The organism is Rhodococcus sp. IEGM1339 (assembly GCF_050321925.1).
In the GTDB taxonomy this organism is placed as follows: domain Bacteria; phylum Actinomycetota; class Actinomycetes; order Mycobacteriales; family Mycobacteriaceae; genus Rhodococcus; species Rhodococcus pyridinivorans.
Map to the genome: position 1 here is coordinate 94,367 of NZ_JBNQFT010000007.1, position 15,775 is coordinate 110,141.

Annotated in this window: 16 protein-coding genes; 12 read left to right on the top strand and 4 right to left on the bottom strand. The window is 69.0% G+C overall.

What is annotated here, in order from left to right; all coding sequences use genetic code 11:
- The first annotated feature begins 181 nt into the window (after positions 1-181).
- On the top strand, positions 182-1,654 hold the full coding sequence (locus ACQR3U_RS10135; protein ID WP_006552486.1) for an MFS transporter: 1,473 nt from the start codon (positions 182-184) through the stop codon (positions 1,652-1,654).
- On the opposite strand, the gene ACQR3U_RS10140 is transcribed toward ACQR3U_RS10135, so the two are convergent.
- On the bottom strand, positions 1,641-3,293 hold the full coding sequence (locus ACQR3U_RS10140) for a PucR family transcriptional regulator (RefSeq protein ID WP_230810455.1): 1,653 nt from the start codon (positions 3,291-3,293) through the stop codon (positions 1,641-1,643). The genes ACQR3U_RS10135 and ACQR3U_RS10140 overlap by 14 nt on opposite strands.
- Before the next feature lie 328 nt (positions 3,294-3,621).
- On the opposite strand from ACQR3U_RS10140, the gene ACQR3U_RS10145 reads away from it, so the two are divergent.
- The 8 genes from ACQR3U_RS10145 to ACQR3U_RS10180 all read left to right on the top strand — a co-directional run bounded on the left by ACQR3U_RS10145 (position 3,622) and on the right by ACQR3U_RS10180 (position 10,412).
- Entirely contained in the window at positions 3,622-4,071 is a 450-nt protein-coding gene (locus ACQR3U_RS10145) for a GlcG/HbpS family heme-binding protein (RefSeq protein ID WP_006552488.1), read from the top strand.
- A gap of 41 nt (positions 4,072-4,112) precedes the next feature.
- Positions 4,113-4,832 carry a TenA family transcriptional regulator gene (locus ACQR3U_RS10150; RefSeq protein ID WP_006552489.1) on the top strand — a complete coding sequence of 240 codons (720 nt, stop codon included), beginning with the start codon at positions 4,113-4,115 and terminating at the stop codon, positions 4,830-4,832.
- A gap of 84 nt (positions 4,833-4,916) precedes the next feature.
- On the top strand, positions 4,917-5,303 hold the full coding sequence (locus ACQR3U_RS10155; RefSeq protein WP_051121625.1) for a Rieske (2Fe-2S) protein: 387 nt from the start codon (positions 4,917-4,919) through the stop codon (positions 5,301-5,303).
- Positions 5,300-6,523 carry an NAD(P)/FAD-dependent oxidoreductase gene (locus tag ACQR3U_RS10160; protein ID WP_230810456.1) on the top strand — a complete coding sequence of 408 codons (1,224 nt, stop codon included), beginning with the start codon at positions 5,300-5,302 and terminating at the stop codon, positions 6,521-6,523. The genes ACQR3U_RS10155 and ACQR3U_RS10160 overlap by 4 nt, the downstream gene beginning before the upstream one ends.
- Positions 6,520-7,974: an aldehyde dehydrogenase family protein gene (locus ACQR3U_RS10165; RefSeq protein WP_230810457.1), complete on the top strand. Its 1,455-nt coding sequence runs from the start codon at positions 6,520-6,522 to the stop codon at positions 7,972-7,974. Before ACQR3U_RS10160 ends, ACQR3U_RS10165 begins: the two co-directional genes overlap by 4 nt.
- Positions 7,975-8,012: 38 nt before the next feature.
- A complete protein-coding gene (locus ACQR3U_RS10170) occupies positions 8,013-8,369 on the top strand; it encodes a Rieske (2Fe-2S) protein (RefSeq protein WP_006552493.1) in 357 nt (118 codons plus the stop codon).
- Complete coding sequence (locus ACQR3U_RS10175; protein ID WP_230810458.1) at positions 8,366-9,964, top strand: gamma-glutamyltransferase family protein; 1,599 nt, start codon at positions 8,366-8,368, stop codon at positions 9,962-9,964. The genes ACQR3U_RS10170 and ACQR3U_RS10175 overlap by 4 nt, the downstream gene beginning before the upstream one ends.
- Positions 9,965-9,992: 28 nt before the next feature.
- Entirely contained in the window at positions 9,993-10,412 is a 420-nt protein-coding gene (locus ACQR3U_RS10180; RefSeq protein WP_006552495.1) for a RidA family protein, read from the top strand.
- Between the two features lie 79 nt (positions 10,413-10,491).
- On the opposite strand, the gene ACQR3U_RS10185 is transcribed toward ACQR3U_RS10180, so the two are convergent.
- Positions 10,492-11,070: a DUF2231 domain-containing protein gene (locus ACQR3U_RS10185; protein ID WP_230810459.1), complete on the bottom strand. Its 579-nt coding sequence runs from the start codon at positions 11,068-11,070 to the stop codon at positions 10,492-10,494.
- Positions 11,071-11,313: 243 nt separating this feature from the next.
- Here ACQR3U_RS10185 and ACQR3U_RS10190 point away from each other — a divergent pair, with 243 nt between their 5' ends.
- Both ACQR3U_RS10190 and ACQR3U_RS10195 read left to right on the top strand, forming a co-directional pair.
- Entirely contained in the window at positions 11,314-11,496 is a 183-nt protein-coding gene (locus tag ACQR3U_RS10190) for a DUF1016 N-terminal domain-containing protein (protein WP_269065610.1), read from the top strand.
- Between the two features lie 34 nt (positions 11,497-11,530).
- Complete coding sequence (locus tag ACQR3U_RS10195) at positions 11,531-11,908, top strand: PDDEXK nuclease domain-containing protein (protein WP_006552496.1); 378 nt, start codon at positions 11,531-11,533, stop codon at positions 11,906-11,908.
- A 33-nt stretch (positions 11,909-11,941) separates the two neighbouring features.
- Here the strand turns inward: ACQR3U_RS10195 and ACQR3U_RS10200 are convergent, their stop codons facing one another.
- Entirely contained in the window at positions 11,942-14,188 is a 2,247-nt protein-coding gene (locus ACQR3U_RS10200; RefSeq protein ID WP_230810460.1) for a DNA polymerase III subunit gamma and tau, read from the bottom strand.
- 131 nt (positions 14,189-14,319) lie between these two features.
- Between ACQR3U_RS10200 and ACQR3U_RS10205 the strand changes: the two genes are divergently transcribed.
- On the top strand, positions 14,320-14,964 hold the full coding sequence (locus tag ACQR3U_RS10205) for a PadR family transcriptional regulator (RefSeq protein ID WP_230810461.1): 645 nt from the start codon (positions 14,320-14,322) through the stop codon (positions 14,962-14,964).
- A 4-nt stretch (positions 14,965-14,968) separates the two neighbouring features.
- Here the strand turns inward: ACQR3U_RS10205 and ACQR3U_RS10210 are convergent, their stop codons facing one another.
- The gene (locus ACQR3U_RS10210; protein ID WP_006552499.1) at positions 14,969-15,658 is read right to left on the bottom strand and encodes a GntR family transcriptional regulator; all 690 of its coding nucleotides are present in this window, start codon (positions 15,656-15,658) and stop codon (positions 14,969-14,971) included.
- Positions 15,659-15,775: the final 117 nt, after the last annotated feature.

The window sequence follows — 15,775 nt, forward strand, 5'->3', positions numbered from 1 at the left end:
CTGTGTTCCACTTTTGCGATTTCGTGACGACGAAGCGCTCCGGTGTGAAATATTGCTACGAACATGTGTCGCGCGCCCCGCGCCGCCCTCACGACGTCGTCGAATATGCACCCTGCACCGGCTTACGCGGATCCGATGTGCACCTTCACTCCGCGATGGCGATGCATCCGACGGTAGCGCAGTGCGAAAGTGGTTCGACGGTACGAACCGTGCCGCGCAGTTCCCCGAGGTTCCGGAGAGTTCGATGACCACTCGCACCGATACACCGGCAGCGCCGGCAGCCGAGACGGATACGGGCACTCCCCTGGCCCTGTCCGCCCTGCTCGCCGGAACCCTCGTCGGGACATTGAGCAACAACATCATCAATGTCCCACTGCCACAGATACTTTCCGACTTCGACGCGAGCCTCGAAGACGGCGCACTCCTGGCCGTCGGCTTCCTTCTCACTTTTGCTGCGACAATGCCCCTTGCAGGGTACATCGGTGACCGATACGGTCGGCGTCGCGTCTACTGCGGTGCCCTGCTCGGCACCGCGATCTGTGCGGCCGGAGCGGCGACGGCGCCGACCCTCGAGATCCTCGTGGTCTGGCGCGCCCTCGGCGGAGTCGCGGCTGCTGCATTTGCGCCTGCTGTCATGGGGTTGATCGCGTGGCTGTTCGGCGCGCATCGACGCGCACGCGCGGTGGGCGCGTGGGCCACCGTGAACGGACTCGGTCAGGCCATCGGCCCCACCCTCGGCGGTTTCGTTGCGGGACATTGGGGTTGGCGATGGGTATTCGTCCCGATGATCCCGATTGCACTGATCGGTCTTGCCGGGACGTTGCGCTGGATCCCGATCTTCCCCGGCCGCCGGATGACCCTCGACGTGCCCGGTGCGATCGCACTGACCCTCGGTTCCGCCGGAGTCGTGCTGGGACTGAGCATGTTCGGACAAGCAGGTGTTCCCACGTCCGTCGCGGGGATCGCCCTGGCGGTCTCGATCGTCGTACTGGTCGGTTTCGTCGTGCACTGCCTACGCGCGGACGTGCCGTTCGTCGACGTCCGACTGTTGGTCGAGAGCAGATTCGCGCGGAGCGCGGCCGCCGCCTTCGCGCAGATGTTCTGCCTGGGCGCCGCTCTGCTGGCGGTGCCGCTGCGGTTGCACGCGACGGGCGCGTCGACGGCCACGGCCGGGGCGATCCTGTTCGCACTGCCCGCAGTCATGGCGGTCCTCGCACCGGTGGTCGGCCGCACTGTCGATCGCGTCGGCGGACGGCACATGTTGCGGGCGGGACTGGTGGTGCTGCTCGTCGGTCAGATCGCGCTTGCCGTCGTCCTCTCGGCGGACGAACCGCGGCTGTGGCTCGTCGCGACCGTCCTGGCGATCACCGGTGCCGGCATCGCCGCCGTGCAGACCCCCGCGGCGGCCGGCTCGACGCGGTCCCCGGCGGGCGAGCGCGGGACGGGCCTGGGGGTGTTCAACCTGATCCGCTTCGGCGGCTCCGCCGTCGGGGCCGCGTGGGTGACCGTCGCGCTCGGTTCGTGGACGGTCGGACCGCTCTTCGCGGTGTGCGCCGTGGTCGTATGCGCGGGGTTCGCCGCGTCGTTCCTGGGGGCCGACCCCGAGGATCACGCACCGACCGGCTCCGAGTCGACCGCTCTCAGCGGTAGTTGATCTCGTTCTCGACCGAGGTGCGCAACCGGTCGAGAAGCTCGAGGCGGACGGCGAGCCAGGCCGTGAACTGGTTCTCCGGCAGCCGGACGTCCATCCCCATCGCACGGGAGATCCGGTCCAGCTTCGACAGCATCGTGTTGCGGTGGACCGACAGCTCCCGCGCCGCCGCGTTGACGTTCCCGCCGGCCGCGAGATAGGCCAGCAGGGTGTCGTACAGGTCGGTGCCGGGCTTGAGCGTCCCGAATACGTCGCCGACGAATCTGCGGCTGCGATCGGTCTCGGCGACCAGCTCGAGCACACCGTAACCCCGCAGGTCGCGGTAGGCCACCGAACCCGACATCCCGAGCCGCTGCCCGATGCCGAGCGCCACGCGGGCCTGCCGGTAGCTCTCCCGGATCTGGTCCACGCCGACGGCCGGAGCGCCGTGGGCGACGGGCACCGGACGCACGCGCCGGCGGGACAGGTCCTGCGACACCGCGTCGGCGTATTCGGCGATCTCGAGTTCGACGTCGCTCGGGTCGCGGTAGCGGAGCGACCGCACCACCACCAGGACGTCGCCGATCACCGTGACATACGAGCGCACCGACGGGTGGGGCAGGACGCTCGCCGCGTACCGGGCCAACCGCAACAGTCCACCGGATTCGTCGCCACCCGGACCGGCCGGGTTCTCCCCGTAACCGGGCGCGACGAAGACCGCGAACGACGAGGTGAGATCGATGTCGTGGTACTCGGCGCGCGCCTGCATGTCGTGCTGGCTGGTGAAACTGCCGTGCACCAGCGCCTGCACGAAATCGCCGCGGGCCCGTTCCTCGGCCTCGTCGACACTGCGTTGCCGCAGCATCTCCGATCCGATGATCGCCGTCGCCTGTTCGGTGACGACCGCGTGCTGGGCCAGCTCGTGCGGTCCGGGAGACGCGCCCGAGGCGAGCACGACCACCCAGCCCTCGAACCGTTTGCCGAGCCGGATGGTGCTGGCCGTGCACGTCCAGGGTGTGCCTCCGACGACCTCCTCCAGCACGCGGGTGTCGTGGGGGGCGTGACGTTCCGCGGCCGTCACCGTCGACAGCTGCTTGTGCAGTATCTCCGAGATCTCTTCCGCCCGAATGGCATCCACGCCGTGGAAGGCGACGGCCTGACCACGTGCATCGAGTGCGATCGCCGGATGCTGTGCGAGCGCCGAGACCTCCTTGACGAGCAGGGTCAGTCCCGCGCCGCGGTGCAGCAGACCGGCGAGCGTCGAGTGCACGTGCGCGGAATAGCGCATGACGTGCACTTCCTGCATCAGCGACCGCTCGGCGAGCAACCGGTTGAGTGCCGCGAATCCGACGGGCAGGTCGAGTTCGATCACCACCAGTCCTGCCGGCCAGGACATTCCGGCGGGCACCGCGCCGTCGACGACCAAGGCCGCCGCGTCGCGGGCCGCGAGCGCGGACAGGGCGTGCGCGCTGTCGGCCAGCGCCTCCGGCCGCATGTACACGGCGACGCCGGTGAGATCATCGAATCGGCCGACGACCTCGCCGAACGGCAGCACCCAGGTGAGCGCCCGGTCGAGATCGGCCTCCCGATCCACGACCCGGGCGCCCTCCATGAGCGGTTCGTCGAGCAGCCCTCGGACTGTCAGACGCGGGCTCGATTCCATGGGGACCTGCTTCCATCGGGAGCATCGGCGGGCTGTGAGGGGGTGGGCCCGTCGACACCGTGGCGGTGTGCACTTTCTACACCAGATACCAGAGTCATGCGCCCCAGACGCATGTGCACTGTGTACACCGAATCCCGAAAACGACGGTGATCCTGACCGTCCCCATCGGCGCACGGCCCTGTTAGAAATGAGCCACGCCGGACACACCGCTCCACCGCTCCGGCACCCGCCGACACTTCAGCGACGCGACATCGGCGGGACGCACATGGATCCCGACGCGGACCAGGAATCGTCCGACTCTCCGACCCGACTCCGAAAGTGGAGACCAATGCATCGAATCCACCGCATCACCCTCGACGACGCACTCCCCCTGCTGGCCGCCGGCCGCGCGAAGGCCGAGGAGATCGGCGTGAAGCAGACCCTCTGCGTCTGCGACGAGAGCGCGAACGTCATTGCTCTGCACCGGCTTCCCGGCGCCCGCCTCACCGGCGTCGAGATCGCCATGGCGAAGGCGTTCACCGCCGCCGGCCACGAGCGCGCCACCCACCTGTTCAACGAGGGTCCCAACGGACCCGCACTCCCCGGCAACGAAGCGTTCGGCATCAGCCACATGCTCCCCGGGAAGTTCGCGATCTTCGTCGGCGGCTTCCCCCTCGTCTACGACGGACAGATCGTCGGCGCCGTCGGCATCAGCGGCGGCAACGGCGAGCAGGACAAAGCGGTCGGCGCCGCCATGATCGCCGAATTCGAAGCCCTGACCTCCGCGATCAACGCCTGATCGCATCCCCCCGCACGACCTCCTCATCGAAAGGCATCATCATGACCGAACTGCTCGGACGCGACGAATTCCGCGCCGCACTCGAAGACGCCATCAAGGGACGCGAAGCGAAGAACGCATCGTTCAGCAAGGCGTGGGCCGAGGGCAAGCTCGAGAAGCACCACTTCGCCCGGTGGGCCGAGAACCACTACCACTACGTCGGCCCCTTCGCCGACTACCTGGCGAACATCTACTCCAACACCCCCGATCACTTCACCGACGCCAAGGACTTCACCCTCCAGAACATGTACGAGGAGGAGCTGGCCGACATCCGGCACACCGACCTGCTCATCAAGTTCGCCGAGGCGTGCGGCACCACCAAGGAGCGCGTCGAGGATCCGAACAACATGAACGCGGTCACCCGCGGACTGCAGGCCTGGTGCTACGCGGTGTCGCAGCGCGAACACTTCGTCGTCGCCACCGCGGCCCTGGTCGTGGGCCTCGAATCGCAGGTGCCGAGCATCTACAAGAAGCAGATCGTCCCGCTCCGCGAGGTGTACGGCTTCACCGAGGACGAGATCGAGTTCTTCGACCTGCACATCACCTCGGACGTGGTGCACGGTGAGCGCGGCTACCAGATCGTCCTCGACTGCGCCGACACCCCGCAGCTGCAGCAGCGCTGCCTGCAGCTCGTTCGCTGGGGAGCGGAGATGCGTTTCTCGTACACGAAGGGCCTGTACGACACGTACGTCGCCCCCGATCTGGAGCTGGCGTCCGCCTGATCCGATGCGCGGGAGCGGAAGTCGCTCGCGGCTTCCGCTCCCGGTCTCGCACACGAGCGAAGGAGAAGCATGTCCACCGAAATCATGGGCAGCGGGACCGCCGGCACCGACACCGCCGCGGAGTCCCCGACCTGGGTCGCCGTCGCCACGGTGAAAGAGGTGACCCGCCGCCGCAAACTCCGCGTGGAGGTCGACGGCCTCGCGATCGCACTGTTCCATGCGAACGACCGCATCTACGCCTTCGCCGACCTGTGCATCCACCAGGACCGTTCGCTCGCGAAGGGCACGCTTCTGCACGGCCGGGTCATCTGCCCCGGCCACCAGTGGCGCTTCGATCTCGAGACCGGATACGAAGAGGACCAGGACCTCTGCCAGCCGGTCTATCCCGTCCTCGTGCGCGACGAGACCGTCCTCGTCGACCCCACCCCGCGTCCGGCACCGGCCGCATCCGGAAAGGAGTGCTCGGCATGACCGTTCGCACCGTAGTCACAGTGGGCGCCGGCCAGGTCGCCGCCGTCGCCGCACGCACCCTGCGCCGCCGCGGCTTCGACGGACGCATCGTGCTGCTCGGCGACGAGCAGCACGCCCCCTACCAGCGCCCACCCCTGTCGAAGGAATTCCTCGCAGGCCGCGAAGGAGTCGACTCCCTCGCACTGCTGACCCGGAAATGGCTCGACGCCAACGACATCGACATCCGAACGGGTGTGTCGGTTCAGCGCATCGACACCGCGACCCGCACCGTCGAGTTCGACGGCGGCGAGATCGCCGCCGACGCGATCGTCCTCGCCACGGGCGGACGCCCCCGCACCCTCACCACCACCGGATCCCGGCCCGATCTCGTCCACTACCTGCGCACCCTCGACGACGCGACCGCCCTCGCAGCCCGCCTGACCCCGGGTTCGAGTCTCGCGATCGTCGGCGGCGGCTTCATCGGACTCGAGATCGCAGCGACCGCAAGATCTCTCGGCGTGACGGTGACGGTCCTCGAACAGGCCGAACACCTCCTCGGAGGCATCCTCGGCGAGCAGGTCGGCCGGCACTGCGCCGAACTGCACCACCGCAACGGTGTCGACCTGCGCGCCGGCACGGGCGTCGCCTCGGTGACCACCTCCGATGATGGCGTGCGGATCGAGACCACCACCGGGATCGTCGAGGCCGACGCCGTGGTCGTCGGCATCGGCATCGTCCCCAACACCGACATCGCGGCGGCGAGCGGACTCGCCGTCGACGGCGGGATCGTGGTCGACGCCACCGGGCGCACCTCGGTCGAGAACATCTACGCGGCAGGCGATGTCGCGAAGCGGTTCTTTCCGCGCGAAGGCCGGCACGTGCGCGTCGAACACTTCGACAACGCGAACCGCCAGGCCGCGGTGGTCGCCGACACGATCGTCGGGCGGCAGTCGCTCTCCGACGACCCGCACTGGTTCTGGTCCGATCAGTACGACACCAACATCCAGTTCGCCGGATCAGCTTCCGGAACAACCGAACTCGTCGTCCGCGGTGACACCGACAGCGGAGAGTTCACGGTCTTCTACCTCGCCGGCGACGTTCTGACCGCTGCCTTCGCGATGGACCGCGGCGAGGACATCATGGCGGCCCGCGAACTCATCGGCCGCAGGGTCGACGCAGCGCTGCTCGCCGACGAGGACACCGATCTGTGGGAGATGTACGAGGAGGCCGAACCCGCATGACGATCACCGGACTGAACCACATCGACGGCAACTGGGTACCGGCCGCCTCCGGCGCGGTCTTCGAACGCCGCAACCCCGCCGACGAGACCGATCTGATCGGCACCTTCCCGGACTCCGACGCCATCGACGTCCGCAACGCGGTCGATGCTCTCGACAAGGCCGCGCCCGAATGGGCCGCCGCCCCGCCCGAACGCCGCGCCGCGATCCTCGAAGCAGCCGCCGACCACCTCGCCGCACACTCGGCCGAACTCGTCGACGAACTGATCCGCGAAGAGGGCAAGACCCGCGCCGAGGCGTCGATGGAGGTGACTCGCACCCCCATGAACCTGCGCTTCTACGCAGGTGAGGCACTGCGCGCCACCGGTGCGACCTTCCCGGCCCCCGGATCCACGACCATCTACACCGTGCGCGAACCGATCGGGATCGTCGGTGCGATCACGCCGTGGAACTTCCCCCTCAACATCCCCTCCCGCAAGCTCGGGCCCGCGCTCGCCGCCGGCAACACGGTGCTGTTCAAGCCGTCCGAGATCACCCCACTGATGGGACAGCGACTCGTCGAGGCCCTGCTCGCCGGCGGTCTGCCGGCGGGCGCGATCGCGCTGATCCAGGGCGACGGCAAGGCCGGTGCGGCGGTGTCCGGCGACGAGCGGATCGCAGCGGTGACCTTCACCGGGTCCACCGAGGTCGGACGCGCCATCCACCGCAGCGTCGGCCCCGACCGGCGCGTGCAGCTGGAGATGGGCGGTAAGAACCCCGTCGTTGTCCTGGACGACGCCGACCTCGACGCGGCGGCCGCGCTGATCGTCAAGGGCGCCTTCGGGTTGTCGGGCCAGGCGTGCACCGGCACCAGCCGGGTCGTCGCCGTCGACGCGATCCACGACGAACTGCTCGAGAAGGTCGCCGAACGCACCCTCGCACTGCGGGTGGGACCAGGTTCGGGTGCCGCCGTCGATGTCGGCCCGCTCGCGGGTCGCGGTCAGCTCGACAAGTTCCTCGAGTACGTCACCATCGGCACGGACGAAGGCGCACGGCTCGTGTGCGGCGGCGTGCGATGCGAGGACGACGCGCTGCGAGACGGATTCTTCGTGCGGCCCACAGTGTTCGCAGACACCGCCCCGGGGATGCGCCTGCTCACCGACGAGATCTTCGGCCCGGTCCTGGCCTTCCAGCGCGCCGGCTCCTTCGACGAGGCCCTGGCTCTGGCGAATGACACCGCCTTCGGGCTCAGCGCCTCGGTCGTCACCCGGAGTCTGTCCGCTGCACAGCGTTTCATCGCCGGGTCGCGGACCGGGCTCGTGAAGGTCAACCAGCCCACGACGGGAATGGCCATGAACGCGCCGTTCGGCGGCTACAAGCAGTCGAGCACGCAGACCTTCAAGGAACAGGCCGGCCCCACGCTCATGCAGTTCTACCAGTCCGAGAAGACCGTCTACCTGTCCCCCGACGCCTGACCGGCGACACCGACCCTCGACAAGCCTGGAGGAAGACCATGGAGTTCAAGCGAGTGGCCCGATCCGGGCAGGTGCCCGAAGGCATCGTCCGCCGGTTCTACGCCGAGGACTACGAGTTCGCCATCTCCCGACTGGACGGCAAGGCGTACGCGACGTCCAACTACTGCTCACACCTCGACTGCCTGCTGTCGTCCGGCAAGCTCGTCCAGGACGGCATCGGATGCTCCTGCCACGGAAGCGCATTCGACCTCGAGACCGGTGAGCCGATCTGCCCGCCGGCCACCGAGCCCATCAAGACCTATCCGTGCGAGGAGCGCGACGGCGAGATCTTCGTCGGGATCGACCCCGCCGAGCCGCCGGAAGGACCCCGTCGACGTCGGATGCGGTCGGCATGAGTCGGCGCGCGACACGACCGGCGACGCTCGCGACCGGAGGCATGGTCGCGTCGAGTCATCCGCTCGCGAGCCTCGCCGGGGTCCGCGTCCTCGAGGACGGTGGCAACGCCGTCGACGCGGCCCTGGCGATGGCAGCGGTCACGTGGCTGACCCTGCCCGGGCAGTGCGGCATCGGTGGCGACGCGTTCGCCGTGGTCCGCGAGCCCGACGGGTCGGTGTGGACCGTCAACGGCAGCGGTTACGGACCCGACGGCGGTACACCGGATTTCTACCGGGCACGGGGACTCGACGCGATCCCACTCGACGGGGCGCTCGCCGTCGCCGTTCCCGGCGCACCCGCCGCGCTGGCGGCACTGCACCGGCGGGGAGCGAGCAGGTCGCTGCCCGAGCTGTGGGCGCCGGCAGCCCGGATCGCCGAGAGCGGCCTGCCGTGCTCGGCGAAGACCCGAACCGACGTGCAGACCGCTCTGCATGCGATCCGCGACGACGCCGGACTCGCCTCGGTGTACGCACCGGGCGACCGGGTCCCGCGCCTCGGCGACGTGCTTCCCCAGCCCGATCTGGCACGCACGATCCGTGCCCTGGCCGAGGATCCGGCATCGTTCTACACCGGCACGCTCGCCGAACGCTGCGTGGCTGCGCTGCAGGGGGGCGGAGCACCGTTCAGCGGCGACGAATGGCAGGCCGGGGCGTCAGTGGACGCGGAGGCGGCGCTCACCGGCAGCTATGCCGGTCACGTCGTGCACCAGACCCCGCTCCCCACACCGGGATGGATGGTGCTGCACCAGGCCGCCCTGTGCGACGACGCGCTCGGCACCCGCCCTGTGCTCGGCGCGGCATCGATCGACCGGATGGCCCGCGCGGCCACCGTCGCCTTCGAAGACAGGCTCCGCTGGTGCTCGTCGGACAACGACGGGGTCGCACGGGTGCTCGATCCCGCGAACATCGCAGCCGGTCGCGCACGGATCGACGGGCGTGCACCGGCCGAGGCGTTCGCCGTCTCCGCCGGGGACACGACGTCGTTCGTCGCCGTGGACTCCGAGGGGCGGGCGGTGTCGTTCATCCACTCGCTGGCGTTCACCTTCGGAGCGAAGCTCACCGTGCCCGGCACCGGCATCGTGCTCAACAACCGGCTCGGTCGCGGTGCCTACCTGATCGACGGGCATCCGAACGAGGTGGCGCCGCGCCGCAAGCCCCTGCACACGCTCAACGCGTGGATCGTCACCGACTCGGCGGGCGAGCTGCGGCATGTGGGCAACACGCCCGGCGGCGACGGCCAGGTGCAGTGGAACATGCAGTTGCTGTCGCACCTGCTCGACCACGGTCTCGACCCCCAGGAGGCGGTCTCGGCGCCGCGCTTCACCGTCTTCCCGGGATCGGACGCCAACGTGCTCGGCGAACCGACCGCATTGCGGATCGAAGGCGACGTCGCCGACGGTGTGTGCGACGAACTGCGCCGGCTCGGTCACCTGGTGGAAGTGCTCGAACCACTCGACGCCGAGGGCAGCGCGCAGGTGATCTCGATCGACGACCGCGGGGTGCTCTCCGGCGGCAGCGATCCACGACAGGAGGGGGTGGCTCTGGGTGTCCTCTGACATTGCTTCGCAATGGGTGTCCACTGATGTGACCGCTGTCGCACCGCGTCCGCAGGGGCGATACGTCCCGGCCGTGTTGGCCGGCGACACCGTCCGCACGGCGGGCATGACCCCACGGCGAGACGGCGAGCTGATCCTCACCGGACGGGTCGGCGCGGAGGTCACCGTCGAACAGGCCCGGGCCGCCGCGGTCGTCGCGGTGGGCAACGCGTTGGCAGCGATCCGCGCGACGCTGCCCGAGGGCACGTCGTTCCGGCCGGTCGAGATGGTCGTCTACGTCGCGAGCGCGCCCGGTTTCGTCGATCTGTCGGTGGTCGCGGACGGCGCGTCGGACCTGATCGAACGCGAACTCGGTGTGGATGCGCTACCGGCGCGCACCGCCGTCGGCGTCCACACCCTGCCCGGCGGGGCACCGCTCGAGATCGCGCTGACCGCCGTGTGCGGATAGACGGAGGTTCACAATCCTGGTGGTCGACCATCAGGGTTGTGAGCCTCGTTTCTCGGTTGTGAACCTCGGGGACGAGTGCTCAGCGCTTGGCGCCGATGTCCTCGAGTTCGGCTGCAAGATCGACACTCTCGGACGGTCGCTGCCACCGATACACTCCGCCACCCTGGGCGTAGGAGAGGTGACCGCCGAGAGCGCCACCGACTCCGACCGCGCCGAGACCGATCAAAGTCCACATCGTCCCCGTCCGGTCGTGGCGGGCACGTCGCGCGCGATAGGACGTCGCCATGCAGATCACCCCGATCGCGTTGGACACGGCGTGCACCGCACCGACCCTGCGCTGAGGGGCATCCTCCAGGGTGGAGAAGTCGGTGTAGCCGGTGACGATCGTCGGGACCGCCGCGCCCAGTCCCAACGCGACGAGTCGCCGGGACGCGGTGCGCTGCCCGGGCAGCGCGTCCAACGCCGCCGCGGACACCCACGACCCGATCGGGACGGTGACGAGGAGCGGATGGACGGGGTGTCCGAGCCAGGAACCTCGGAGCAGGTCGTCGACGACGGAGCCGTCGAGGACTCGCCGTATGCGCTGCGCGATGCGCTCGGCGGGCCGATCCACAGCGTCGAACGATTCGACGGCGCGCAGGAGTTCGTGCAGGTTCATGATGAGGCGATACCCGTCGGCAACAGATACGAATCGCCGGGTGAGCGCGATGCGACGGCACCCTTCGATCGCTGGCCATGACGACGTCGGCATTCGTATTTCTGTCGTATCCCGAGGGCACCATGTGGCCGTGACCGAGAAGACCATCGGCTTCCCGAGGACTATCCGCAATTCCTGGACGAACTCGAAGCACAGGTTCGTCGAGCGCGTCTACGGGCTACACGCGCCGCGAATACCGAACTGCTGATCCTGTACTGGACGCTCGGGCACTCCCTTCTCGAGCGTCAACGTGTACACGGCTGGGGATCGAAGGTCGTCGACCAACTGGCCAGGGACCTGCGCTCCGAGTTTCCACACATGCGCGGTCTCTCGCGCCGCAATCTCTTCTACATGCGGTCCTTCGCGGACGCCTGGCCCAGGAAATAGTGCAACAGCCTGTCGCACAATTGCCATGGGACATGTGACGGTCCTTCTCGAGAAGCCCGACAACCGAGAGCTTCGCGACTGGTACGCAGCTCGCGCAGCAGAACACGGGTGGTCGCGTCACGTTCTGACTCATCAGATCGTCGGGCAGTTACATCGCCGTGTAGGTGCCGCGCCGTCGAATTTTCCGGACCATCTTCCTCCACAGGACTCCGACCTCGCACAGCAACTCGTCCGCGGCCCGTACATTTTCGATTTCCTCGATCTCGACGAGCGGGCCGCGGAACGAGAACTCGAAGCGGCACTGATGACACGCCTCGAACAGGTACTCCTCGAACTGGGGCACGGGTTCGCGTTCGTCGGCCGCCAGTACCACTTCACCGTCGACCACGACGACTTCTACCCGCAGAGCTGATACTGCTCGTCGGCAACTCCAGGCCCGGTACGACTACTTCTCGTCGAGCGGTTTCGCTCCCAGCACGTCCTTGAGCAGTTCGATCGCGACTTCTTCAGGATCGCGGCGCGTCGACGGGTCGCCGGGCGTGGCGGCCTCGGCGAACATCTCCTCGACGTCCGCCTCCGTCATCTGCGACGGGTCGGGCGGCGGCGCGTCGTAGCCGGGGCCCGGGTCGTCGGGAAGATCGGGGGCTTCGGGCGGCGGGATGTCGTCGACGCTCTCCACGGACGGACGCGTGAACGTCGGGGCAGCCGACGGTGCGGCCACCGGTCGCTGCGGCGCGGCGGGTGCGGGCGGCGCGGCATTCTTCGCCTGGCTCGGCCGGGAGAAACGCGGTTGACCCGCCGGATGCGAATTCTTTTCGGGCGCCAGGGTTCTGGCAGGCGCCTCCGCAGCAGCGGATCCGTGGACGCAGGTGACCTCGAACTCTCCACCGAAGACCGCCTTCAGCGCATCGGCGATGACCGTGGCGTTGCGCGCGTCGGCGAGTCGCTTCGCGAGCGGAGCGGAGTCGTGCACGAGAACGACGCGGGTGCCGTCGACCGATCGGACCGTGGCGCCCGAGAGCATCACCTCGACGGTGCGGCTGCGTTCGCGGACCTTCGCGCGCACCTCCGACCACACGCCCCGCATCTGGGCTGCGTCGGGACCGCCTGCCGCGCGGGCGGGTTCGGGCTCGGGTTCGGGAGCAACCGGCTCCTCGGGGGCGGGCGGCGGAACCTCCTGCGCGGCAACCTCGTCGGGCACACTCTGCGGCTGTGGAGCCTCCGGGACGACGGGAGGTTGCGCGGCGGCGGGAGGCGGTGTCGGGGCAGGTGCCGGCTGGGCCGGTTCGGGCTGCACCGGTGCCTGCTGGGCAGGGGGTTGCTGGGCAGCTTCCGGCTGCGGCTGAGCGGCCTCGCGGGGCTGAGCAGTCTCGCGGGGCTGAGCAGTCTCGTTGGACGGTGCGGCAGGCGCCACCTCCGCTGCCCGGCGCTGGGAGGGACGCTGGAAACGTGCCGCGGGTTCGTCGGGCGAGATGGGCGGTGCGGCAGGCGCGGCGGGTACTGCCACCGGCTTCGGCGCGACACCTCCCGCCGGGGCTGCGACGATGCCCTGCTCGAGTCGTTCGAGGCGTTGCAGGACAGCGGTTTCCGCGTCGGACGCCGCGGGGAGCAGCATGCGCGCGCACATCACCTCGAGCAGCAGACGCGGCGACGTCGCACCGCGCATCTCGCCGAGCCCGGCGTGCACGATCTCGGCGTAGCGGGTGAGGGTGGCCGGGCCCAGGCGGGTCGCTTCGTCGCGCATCCGCTCGAGGACGTCGCCGGGTGCGTCGACGAGTCCGCGCTCGGCGGCGTCGGGGACGGACTTCATGAGGATGAGATCGCGGAGCCGTTCGAGAAGGTCGACGGCGAAGCGACGCGGGTCGTGCCCGGCGTCCATGACCTTCTCGACGGTGCCGAACAGCGCCGCGCCGTCGCCGGCCGCGAGCGAATCGACGGCCTCGTCGATGAGAGCGACGTCGGTGACGCCGAGCAGCGACAGGGCGCGCTCGTAGGTGACGCCCTCGGGGCCGGCACCGGCGAGGAGCTGGTCCATCACCGACAGCGAGTCGCGGGGGGATCCACCGCCGGCACGGATGACCAGCGGATAGACCGCGTCCTCGACCGGCACGTTCTCCTGGCCACAGATCTGCTCGAGCAGACCCCGCATCGCCGTGGGAGCGAGGAGCCGGAAGGGATAGTGATGCGTGCGCGACCGGATGGTGGGCAGCACCTTCTCGGGCTCGGTGGTCGCGAAGACGAAGATGAGGTGCTCCGGCGGCTCCTCCACGATCTTGAGCAGGGCGTTGAAGCCCTGCGTGGTGACCATGTGTGCCTCGTCGATGATGAAGATGCGGTAGCGCGATTCGGCTGGAGCGTAGAACGCGCGGTCGCGGAGTTCGCGGGTGTCGTCGACACCGCCGTGGCTCGCGGCGTCGAGTTCGGTGACGTCGAGGTTGCCTCCACCGCCCGGGCCGAGCGACACGCACGACCGGCACGTTCCGCACGGAGTGGACGTGGGGCCGGTCTCGCAGTTGAGCGAGCGGGCGAGGATGCGCGCCGAGGACGTCTTGCCGCATCCACGAGGACCCGAGAACAGGTAGGCGTGGTTGATGCGGCCCGTGTCGAGCGCCGTGCTGAGGGGCACGGTGACGTGCTCCTGCCCCACCACCTCCGCGAAGGTCGCAGGTCGATACTTCCGGTACAGAGCCACGCGCCGAGCGTACCGGCGGCTCCCGACATGCACGGAGGTCGGTCCGTTGACATCTGTGGCCGAGACCACTGTTGCGTTAACGATATATCGAGATCTATCGTGACCGTATCGACATAGAAGGAGACGCACAGATGCGAACACACGAACATCCCCGCGGCCGTCGCCGCGCCATGCACGATCGAAATCTTCCCGGCGGCCCGTTCCGCGCCGACGGCCCCCGCCGTCGCGGACACCACCCGCACGACGAACCCGGCTTCCGCCCGCACCGCGGTGGCGGCGGACGGGGACACGGCGGCCCGCGAGGAGGACGACGCGGCCGAGCACAGCGAGGCGACGTCCGCGCGGCCGTGCTGCGCCTGCTCGGCACCGAACCGATGCACGGCTACCAGCTCATGGAAGCGATCGCCGAACGGACAGGCGGCGCCTGGCGCCCCAGCCCCGGCGCGATCTACCCGACGATCTCCCAGCTCGAGGACGAAGGACTCGTCACCGTCGAGAAGGAGGGCGGACGCAAGCTCGTCTCACTGACGGATGCGGGCCGCACGTACATCGACGATCCGGAAAACGAGCTCCTCGACCCCTTCGCCGCTCACGATCCCGATTCCGACGCCCCCGACCTGCGACTCGCACTGCGCGAACTGCAGGTCGCGACGCGGTCGGTCGCGATGAGCGGTTCCGACGCCGAGGTCGCCGCGGCACACGCGGTCCTCACCGGAGCCAAGAAGTCGCTGTACCGGATCCTCGCCGGCGACATCGACACGTCCGATCAGGCGTGAAGGCTCAGCCGCGGGCGAAGAGGCGGATGCGCTGCTCGCGGCTGCGCTCGAGATGAGCACGCATGTGTTCGCGGGCCGCGGACTCGTTCCGCGCCCGCAAGGCGTCGAGGATCTGCGCGTGCTCCCGGTTGAGCAGATCGGGCTCGCCGTAGTTGGACGGCGGCCCGGAGTCGTAGATCCGCAGCTGGGTGGTCAGACGCACGAGCAATGTCGTGATCGTCGTGTTGTGCGCGGCCTGCCACAGCGCCTCGTGGAACCGGAAGTTCCCGATGCGCACCGCGCCGTCGTCGGTGGCTGAGCAGCACGAATCGTGCAGTCGCTCGAGCCGGGCCATGTCGAGATCGGTGTGCCGGATCGCCGCGGCGCCGGCCGCCTCGGATTCGAGCGCGACGCGCGCCGCATAGATCTCGATGACGTCCTCGGGGGTGCCCGAACGCACCCGGAAGCCGCGACTGGCCCGTTCGAGCAGACCGTCGTGCGCGAGCCAGTTGAGCGCCTCGCGGATGGGGGTGCGGGACGCCCCATAGGTCTCGCTGAGCTGGGTCTCGTGCAGAGCGGCGCCGCGTGGGAACTTCCCCGCGAGGATGTCCGAGCGCAGGCGCAGGTACTGCTTGGAGGTCTGGTCGTCGCGCCCGGTGGGCGATTCGACGAGAAGAGAGCTCTCCAGCTCGGCCGTCGCGTCCTGCTCGGTCATCTACACCCTCCGTAGGCATGCCGTTTACGTGCGCCGATTATGCCACCGTGGACTTACGAATACTTGCGTATACGTTATTCGTCGTTTAGCGTCGCTCCTCGAACACAACGAGAGGAC

What these genes read in the sequence shown, in the direction of transcription:
- ACQR3U_RS10140 (WP_230810455.1), bottom strand. Translation starts at nt 3,293, where the DNA reads ATGGAATCGAGCCCGCGTCTGACAGTCCGAGGGCTGCTCGACGAACCG.
- ACQR3U_RS10145 (WP_006552488.1), top strand. Translation starts at nt 3,622, where the DNA reads ATGCATCGAATCCACCGCATCACCCTCGACGACGCACTCCCCCTGCTG.
- ACQR3U_RS10150 (WP_006552489.1), top strand. Translation starts at nt 4,113, where the DNA reads ATGACCGAACTGCTCGGACGCGACGAATTCCGCGCCGCACTCGAAGAC.
- ACQR3U_RS10155 (WP_051121625.1), top strand. Translation starts at nt 4,917, where the DNA reads ATGGGCAGCGGGACCGCCGGCACCGACACCGCCGCGGAGTCCCCGACC.
- ACQR3U_RS10160 (WP_230810456.1), top strand. Translation starts at nt 5,300, where the DNA reads ATGACCGTTCGCACCGTAGTCACAGTGGGCGCCGGCCAGGTCGCCGCC.
- ACQR3U_RS10165 (WP_230810457.1), top strand. Translation starts at nt 6,520, where the DNA reads ATGACGATCACCGGACTGAACCACATCGACGGCAACTGGGTACCGGCC.
- ACQR3U_RS10170 (WP_006552493.1), top strand. Translation starts at nt 8,013, where the DNA reads ATGGAGTTCAAGCGAGTGGCCCGATCCGGGCAGGTGCCCGAAGGCATC.
- ACQR3U_RS10175 (WP_230810458.1), top strand. Translation starts at nt 8,366, where the DNA reads ATGAGTCGGCGCGCGACACGACCGGCGACGCTCGCGACCGGAGGCATG.
- ACQR3U_RS10185 (WP_230810459.1), bottom strand. Translation starts at nt 11,070, where the DNA reads ATGAACCTGCACGAACTCCTGCGCGCCGTCGAATCGTTCGACGCTGTG.
- ACQR3U_RS10205 (WP_230810461.1), top strand. Translation starts at nt 14,320, where the DNA reads ATGCGAACACACGAACATCCCCGCGGCCGTCGCCGCGCCATGCACGAT.
- ACQR3U_RS10210 (WP_006552499.1), bottom strand. Translation starts at nt 15,658, where the DNA reads ATGACCGAGCAGGACGCGACGGCCGAGCTGGAGAGCTCTCTTCTCGTC.